This is a genomic window from Candidatus Aegiribacteria sp. (genome assembly GCA_021108005.1).
Classification (GTDB): Bacteria; Fermentibacterota; Fermentibacteria; order Fermentibacterales; family JCC-6; genus Aegiribacteria.
Genome location: JAIORS010000084.1, coordinates 1 through 7,416 on the forward strand (window position 1 = coordinate 1; position 7,416 = coordinate 7,416).

Annotated in this window: 6 protein-coding genes; 2 read left to right on the forward strand and 4 right to left on the reverse strand. The window is 48.0% G+C overall.

What is annotated here, in order from left to right:
• Nucleotides 1–259 precede the first annotated feature (259 nt).
• The gene (locus tag K8S15_05015; GenBank protein MCD4775398.1) at nucleotides 260–2,176 is read left to right on the forward strand and encodes a T9SS type A sorting domain-containing protein; all 1,917 of its coding nucleotides are present in this window, start codon (nucleotides 260–262) and stop codon (nucleotides 2,174–2,176) included.
• 98 nt (nucleotides 2,177–2,274) lie between these two features.
• Nucleotides 2,275–2,826 (forward strand): TMEM175 family protein, encoded by a 552-nt coding sequence (locus K8S15_05020; protein MCD4775399.1) that lies wholly within the window; start codon nucleotides 2,275–2,277, stop codon nucleotides 2,824–2,826.
• 10 nt (nucleotides 2,827–2,836) lie between these two features.
• Here K8S15_05020 and K8S15_05025 read toward each other — a convergent pair whose 3' ends face one another.
• From K8S15_05025 to K8S15_05040, 4 genes are read right to left on the reverse strand one after another with little or no spacing between them, the layout of a single operon-like run.
• Nucleotides 2,837–3,802, reverse strand: a complete 966-nt coding sequence (locus tag K8S15_05025; GenBank protein MCD4775400.1) for a succinate--CoA ligase subunit alpha — start codon at nucleotides 3,800–3,802, stop codon at nucleotides 2,837–2,839.
• Entirely contained in the window at nucleotides 3,802–5,298 is a 1,497-nt protein-coding gene (locus K8S15_05030; GenBank protein MCD4775401.1) for a hypothetical protein, read from the reverse strand. Before K8S15_05030 ends, K8S15_05025 begins: the two co-directional genes overlap by 1 nt.
• A gap of 16 nt (nucleotides 5,299–5,314) precedes the next feature.
• On the reverse strand, nucleotides 5,315–6,355 hold the full coding sequence (locus K8S15_05035; GenBank protein ID MCD4775402.1) for a radical SAM protein: 1,041 nt from the start codon (nucleotides 6,353–6,355) through the stop codon (nucleotides 5,315–5,317).
• Nucleotides 6,352–7,377 carry a DUF362 domain-containing protein gene (locus K8S15_05040; GenBank protein MCD4775403.1) on the reverse strand — a complete coding sequence of 342 codons (1,026 nt, stop codon included), beginning with the start codon at nucleotides 7,375–7,377 and terminating at the stop codon, nucleotides 6,352–6,354. Before K8S15_05040 ends, K8S15_05035 begins: the two co-directional genes overlap by 4 nt.
• Nucleotides 7,378–7,416: the final 39 nt, after the last annotated feature.

The following is a 7,416-nucleotide window of genomic DNA, read 5'->3' on the forward strand; positions in this document are numbered from 1 at the left end:
AGATTGGAAGCACCAGGCATAATAGCTTCTTATGATTTCTGATTTGTCTTCTGATAATTTGCATTATCAACCTCCTTTGATCGCATATATTCTACCTGAATTGTTCTTATATTTCAACAAGTAAAATTCATATTGGAAAATAGGGTCAAAAGAATACTCACTTTTTGGGAGATGAACCGAAAATGATAAGCATTCAGAATATTATGGTCATGCCAGACGGAATTGCTATATTTAAAAGAAAATAGAAGGAGGGTTACTAATGATTGCTGTTCTATTAGCACTGATGGCGGCACCGCTGCATGGACCGGATATGTCCGTACTGAGCAGACCTGTTGCCGGGCCCTATACAAATTTGCTTTATTCGACTGACATGCCACATGATTATGATGTGATTTCATACGACGTAAGAATAGAAGTATTTCCATCAACTGAGATGTTTGAATGCACCACTGGAGTTAAATTCACGTCGGAAATTACCGGTCTTGATGAAATACGCCTTGATCTTGTCCAGCTTACCGTGGATTCCGTATGGGATAACATAGGACCACTCACATATTCGCAGCTGGCCGACTCGGTCTTTGTAACCCTTTCCACGACTGTGAATCCCGGTGATACTACAGATGTTTTTATCGCCTATTCCGGAACACCCTGGAACGAAGGACCTGGAGGATTCGGTGGTTTCTGGTTCCATGCATACGTTTACTATCATATGGGTGTGGGTGTTTATACAGATCCTCCATCATTGGGCCGTGTGATATTCCCATGTTGGGATCATCCAGCAGACAAGGCTGCTATCGATTTCCAGATTACAGTGCCTGATACACTCTTTGCTGTCGCGAATGGTAACCTTGTGCGAAAGGACGAGAACGGTACAGATGCAACTGCAACCTATTACTGGCAGCAGCCGCAGCCCATGTCCACATATCTGGCCGCTTTTGCCGTTTCGAATTACACGGTTTTAACTGATTCAACGTACAACTGGATTTACTACTACGTTTATCCATGGGATGTGGACGATGCGCTGGTAAGTTTTCAGAACGTAAACCTTATGATGGACCAGTACGAAAGCACATACTGCGCGTATCCATGGGATACAAAATTCAGTTACGTTCAAACGCCTAAAGGAGATATGGAACATTTAACTGAAGTTTACCATATCGCATTCGCCATAAATGGATACAACAATTACGACTGGCTGCTGGCACACGAGATGAGCCACCATTGGTGGGGTGATTGTGTAACAGAGGAGATCTGGACAGATGTCTGGCTTTCCGAGGGGTTTGCAGTTTACAGTGAAGCAGTCTGGGCCGAGTATTACGGTGAAGCATCGTACAACGATTATATATTGAACAAAATAATGATTCCATACTTGAGAAGTGGTGAGATGTTCCCTATAACCAACCCCACTACACCCGCTGAGATGTGGAGCTACACAACGTATCAGAAAGCTGCGAGCGTTCTCCACATGCTCAGACACGTACTGGGAGACGCGGATTATTATCTGGTTCTTCATAACTATTTCGATGAATACAAGTACAGTACTGCAACCACCAACGACTTCCGTGATCATGTAGAGGCCGTAACAGGGGGAGATATAGACTGGTTCTTTAATACCTGGCTTCATGACTGGGGATATCCTGTATACGATATTGGTTATAGCTGGGTGGAAAGCGGCGGCAACTGGGAAGTTACGGTTAATCTTGAGCAGATTCAGAGCACGGGTCCTTCCGTCTTCACGATGCCCCTTGAGTTCCTGATTCAGGGATACTCACAGGACACTCTTGTAGTGATGTGGAATGATCTGCAATCTCAGAGCGAAGTGTTTACGGTTCCCTTCCAGCCAACCATGGTGGAATTCGATCCGGGCAATTATGTCCTGTCCACTCATCTGACTGGAATTAACGACCAGCCTCTTCCACCTGAGCTTGGAGCGGGCGCCCTGCATTTCGCCCCCAACCCGGCTCATCTTTCAACTGTATTGAACTGGAGTGGAATGGTAGAATCTAACCTTCATGTCGGGCTTTACGACCTTTCAGGCAGAAAACTGCAGGACTGGAGCCTTACCGTTGGGGAGAGGGTGCTTAATCTTACCGGTATACCTTCGGGATTGTACCTGATCGAAGCTTCCGGACCTGGAAATATAAGGCAGACAGCGAAATTGATAGTACAGGATTAACAGAAGTTTCCTGTAAGGAGAAAGAACTGAGTAAAAAACCGAATGTACTGCCGATTCATCGTCTTGAAGGGCTTACGGATGGCATATTCGCCATAGCCATGACGCTGATGGTGCTTGGCCTTCCGCTTCCGGAGGCACAGCATAACGTAAGTTCAAACGATGACCTGCTGAATCATCTTCTGGATTATTCGGAACTGTTCTGGACTTATATACTCAGCTTTCTCATGCTGAGTTATTTCTGGATATACCAGCAGAAGCTCTTCAGATACGTGAACAATACCTGTACCCGCCATTTATGGGCCACCCTCGGCGAGCTGATGCTTGTATGCGTCATCCCGTTTTCGTCGGGTCTCATAGGGGGGCATTTAAATCACTTCACGGCAAGTTTTGTCTTTCACATGAATATTCTGCTTATAGGAGTTTTTTTCCTCTTTCAATGTTTACTGCTGCTGAAATATCCGGACATTTTGAAGAAAGATGTATCCAGAGAGACCGCCATACACATAGTAAAGGTCAACCTGGTCATCCCTTCACTTGCTGTCCTGGGAATAATCATCGCCGTTTTCTCGCCTCCCTGGAGCCTTGGTGTTTATGTTATGACTCCATTCCTGACATCCATAGTGTCGAAAAGGACGAGAGTTCAAACATAGTCTCAGTTTTTCAGCTGTTCAATTCGCTCAGAATGGCGCCGAATACGGCATCCGGCCGTTCCACGACTGTTATTCCCGCATTCAGAAGAGCTCTGTTCTTTGCTTCCCAGGTTTCACTGTCATTCCGGATCATCGCTCCCGCATGACTCTGGGCTACACCTGCCTTTGTGAATTTCCCACCAAGAAAGATTACTATAGGCTTCGTTATTCTACCGTCGGTAACCGCGGCGGCAAGGTCGTTCTCCTGAGTAGTTCCGGTTTCTCCGTAAGCCGCGATAATTTCAGTTCGAGTATCCTTTTCGAACGCTTCCGCAGCGTCGAGCATCGATATACCGGGAACAGGGTCTCCGCCAACGCAGACAACTGCGGACAGCCCGGGGTAATCCTCGCCCCAGAGGGGGCCGTACGAACCATCTTCCCGGATTCCCGGAAGGTTCGGTCTGCAGTGGAAAGCTCCCAGAAGCTGTGAAAGCCCACCGGAGCGGGATATTACGCCCACTTTTCCCGGTTTGTAATTCTTCTTCGCCCATGTAGCGCTTCCTCCTATCAGACCGAAGAGATAGCCCTCAGTATCGAGCAGCCCGACAGTATTCGGCCCAAGGTACACGGAATCCTTCGTTGAAGTGTACTCCTTCAGTACGATCTCATCGTGCGATGGAACGCCGTCAGCGGTCAGTACAAGGAACTTCAGTCCCGCGTCCATGGCATCCATCGCGGCTTTTTTAACGGCTCCCGCAGGTACGAAGAAGACCGCTGTGTTCAACTGCGGGAAAGACTGAACCGCCTCAGCGGCTGAATTGAAAACAGGAACGCCGTCAACCTCCTGTCCGCCCTTTCCCGGAGTGCATCCTGCGATAATGTGTGTTCCGAACTTCCTCATCAGGTGGGATTTGCTTTTACCCTGTCTTCCGGTAATTCCGAATACAAGCGTTTCGGGTGTATCAACTCCAGCGAGATATTTGACTATTCCGGGCATCAGTCTACCTCCTCGGGCATTTCAAGATGAATTACAAGTTCACAGGTTCCTTCCATCAGTGAAGCCGTTTCGCACATAAGACAGCCAATGCATCTGGCATCGGGATCCGTACAAAGCTCACCGTTATGCCACTGCAGGAATCCGGTGGGACATGCTTTTACCGATGGAGGTGATTCATCTCCCGTCCATTTCTCCGGATAGAAATATATCTTTCCGGGTGGTCTTTCAACGATAATAGCAGGTTCGCCGGAAGGAGGTACATATTCGTTACCCGTTTCAATTTCAAGCGATGCGATTTCCATGATATCATCAATCATGGCGTTTGGGAATACTTCCGGCGGGTAAGTTCTGACCGGAACAGGCAAGCTGTCGGATACTTCTTCGAACAGTGCCTGAGCTTTATCCTCATCTGTTCCTCCGAACCTTAGAAGCGAAGGAAGGGGAGAGGGGCTTTCCTTGAGAGCTTTCCATACGGCAGCCGCAAGGTGGTGCTGGTTCTGGAAAGCCATCCCCGAACCTGTGAGAAGAAGAACCCGGGCTTCTTTTTGCGCAAGTATGACCCTTAGTATCCGATAGCTCTTGAAGGCGGAAAGACCTCCAGAGGTATCGGATTCGTTCATCGTAAAAATATCCGTTCTGGAACCGGTGGTCATTTCCCACAGCATCTTGCCGCCTCCTCCGCAGAGGTTCGTCGCCACTCTGAGAGCATCTTCGGGAGGCATTTCCCTGTTCTGTCTGAAAAAACCGGTGCCTGAAGGATCATCCCGGTTAATAAGCTCAACGATTTCTTCGAGTCTGGTAAGGTTTTTTGATGAACCGATCTCAGGCGGGAAGAATATTTCTCTGTCACGCTTACTTACAGCGTTATTTTCGAATTCAGCTCTGCAGTCAACAGCAGCAACTGTTCCATCTTTTAACAACCCTAAAGGATTGACTTCCAAGACGATGAGTTTGTACCTTATATAGGTACTAATCATGCCTTCCAGGAATTCGGCAACAGCTTTACATTCCTTCAAGTCTTTAAATTCTCTCAGTTCCGTCTCTATTTCCTCAGTGACAGGGGGGTGAAGGAGTGAAAAGCGCAACTTTAGAAGGCTTCCCGAACGTTCTTCTACGCCGGAACCGCCCTCAGTGCTGAAAAGGAGTACTCCTCCAGGGAGTTTGTCCCCGGTTCCAAAGTCAAGCATACAACCCGCGTAATACTCAGTCTCGATATCGAGCCCTTCAGTTATCAGGACACCCTCCGCCTGTCCCCATTTTCCCGGAGACAGAAGAACATCCAGGTTTTCCTCAAGCTCTTCGTATGTATCAACCCTTCGGACAAGACCATGACTCTTCCTGCTGGTGGCCCCGGGTATCTGTGCCTTGAGGAAAATGGGCATTTCTGGAATATCCAGCGGTATATCCTCACCGGGTTTCATGAATACTCCACTTACAAGAGGTACATTTTCACGTTGCAGCAGAATTCTGGTTCGATATTCAGGCAATGCTGACATCACACTCTCCCGTATGTTATTGTTTTGCTTTTTCCTTCATCATACTATCGGTTTTTTTCACTGAATTGTGCCACTGAAGGGCTACAGAGGGGCTGAGGCTGTACAGGTAATTGTATTCTGTATAGCAGCTTGCGGTGCAGGCCTGGCATGGAAGGTGAGCTGTCCTGTTGAAAGCTTCCTGAAATCCGGTTTCAAGGGCATTGATTGACTCCGGGTAGAGCCCTATAAGCAGGGAACAGGGGTATACTTTTCCGTCAGCATCGATGTTGCAGTACATTTTTCCAGCTCTGCAAGGGACGCCATGGAATCTCTCCTCCATCCTGGTAATCGAGAAATCGGGCCAGTCAATGAGGCTTTTTAGATATCTGGTTGAATTAGCGATAGGAGCCCCTTTCTTCTTCAATGAAAGAAGCTTTTTGTAGACCCCTGCGTATTCCTCGTTCGAAGGCATCATGCCGGATGTATCACCGCCCAGTTTTTCGTTGTGGTGAAGTGTCTGAAAAGTGGTCTGGAACCCGTATCTGACCGCTGTTTTCATTATGTGGTCAAGATGGTTCATATTATGCCTTGTAAGGACAGTTATACTCCACAATCTGACCTTGCCGGAAGCCGTTTTCATTGCCCTGATAACTTTTTCATGGCTGCCCCCCTCGCGGTTTAGGTCGTGAGCTTCCTCAGGGCCGTCGTAGGCAAGAACCAGATGGTCTATGTTATCCAGTATCTCGATCCTGGAAGGGACAAGGTAACCGTTTGAATCAAGGCTGACGTACATTCCAAGGGATCTGGCATACGAGCAAAGCTCGGAGATGTCATCTCGCATAAGGGGTTCTCCACCCCATACACCGATGCGGCGGGTTCCTGCTTTGACCATTTGTCTGAAAAGATCTTTCCACTGGTCTGTAGTAAGGTCGGGGCGGCCCTGTTCAGGGATCTGGCAGTAGGTGCATCGGCTGCAGCATCTGTCTGTTATGGAAACCATCACGTTCACGGGTCTTCTGCGTCCGAATAGACCCAGAACGGCGTCGAACCCCATATATATCTGTCCAAGAAGGTTCATAACACCGGTTCCTCGGGCTTGCCCATCCATTGCGGGCCGTAGACGTTGTTTTTCATGAATTGCTTTGCCTCCCTGTTCTGGCCAAGAAGGTAATATGCCAGATTGTACCAGCGCTTCGCGCCAATTTTCATAATGCCTATCAAAGGACTATCGGTTCCGGGGCCTTCCTGTTCTTTCTTTCCCCTGATCTTTCTCTCGACTTTTGCTACGAAATTCGGAGCGGCTTTCCTGAATGAAAATGACGGGCGCTGAGAAAGGGGAGGCAGGCACACGTTCTCTACATTGTTGTACGAGCCCGTTACACCGTCGCCCTTGACAGTTGTTTCCACGGAGAGAGGATCGATGCCCATGACTTCCGCAATGGAATAATCAAGGGCTATCCTGTCCGTTGAAGCGGCCAGAAAATCCGTCTGCCTGGGAATACCGGGTTTAGGTCCGTTTCCTTCAAGTGATACGGTTCCATCCGCCAGTGTAAGAACAACAGGTATCTGTGAATTCACCGCTACTACGTAATCGGCAAGCCTGTAGTGATAATTGTGCCTGTTGTCATCAAGACAACCGTACAGGTGCTTCATGGCCACTGAGATAACTGATCTGTAATGGGTTTTAACAACGGGAATTGAAACAACCGGCATTCTTGTGCATATCTCGGGAATACTGAAGCGGAGATCATCGGCTTCTTTCCGGATCCATCTGTTATCGGAAAAATTGTGCCAGATCAAGCCCTGTCTTTCAGCGACATCCTTCATTCTTGTTATACTGTATGCCCTCGTGGCATCTACCAATATCTGGCTTGATTCACCGAGGAAAATTCGCCCTACATGGCCCTTGATCCTCTCGGTGAAGGCTTCAACGACCCAGGGAGATGTATCAACTCCTGGACGCACATAATCCCACGTTAGATTGATCTTTACAAGAATATCTTCATTTCTGGGAAGGAGTTCCTTCCAGTCCGTGGCATCAAGAATATCGTTGACAGCACGGTGGACACCGCTGGAAGTTGATGCATAGAAAACTTTCATTGTTTCCTTTCAGAGTAAGGCTGAATATACTGTCAGAAT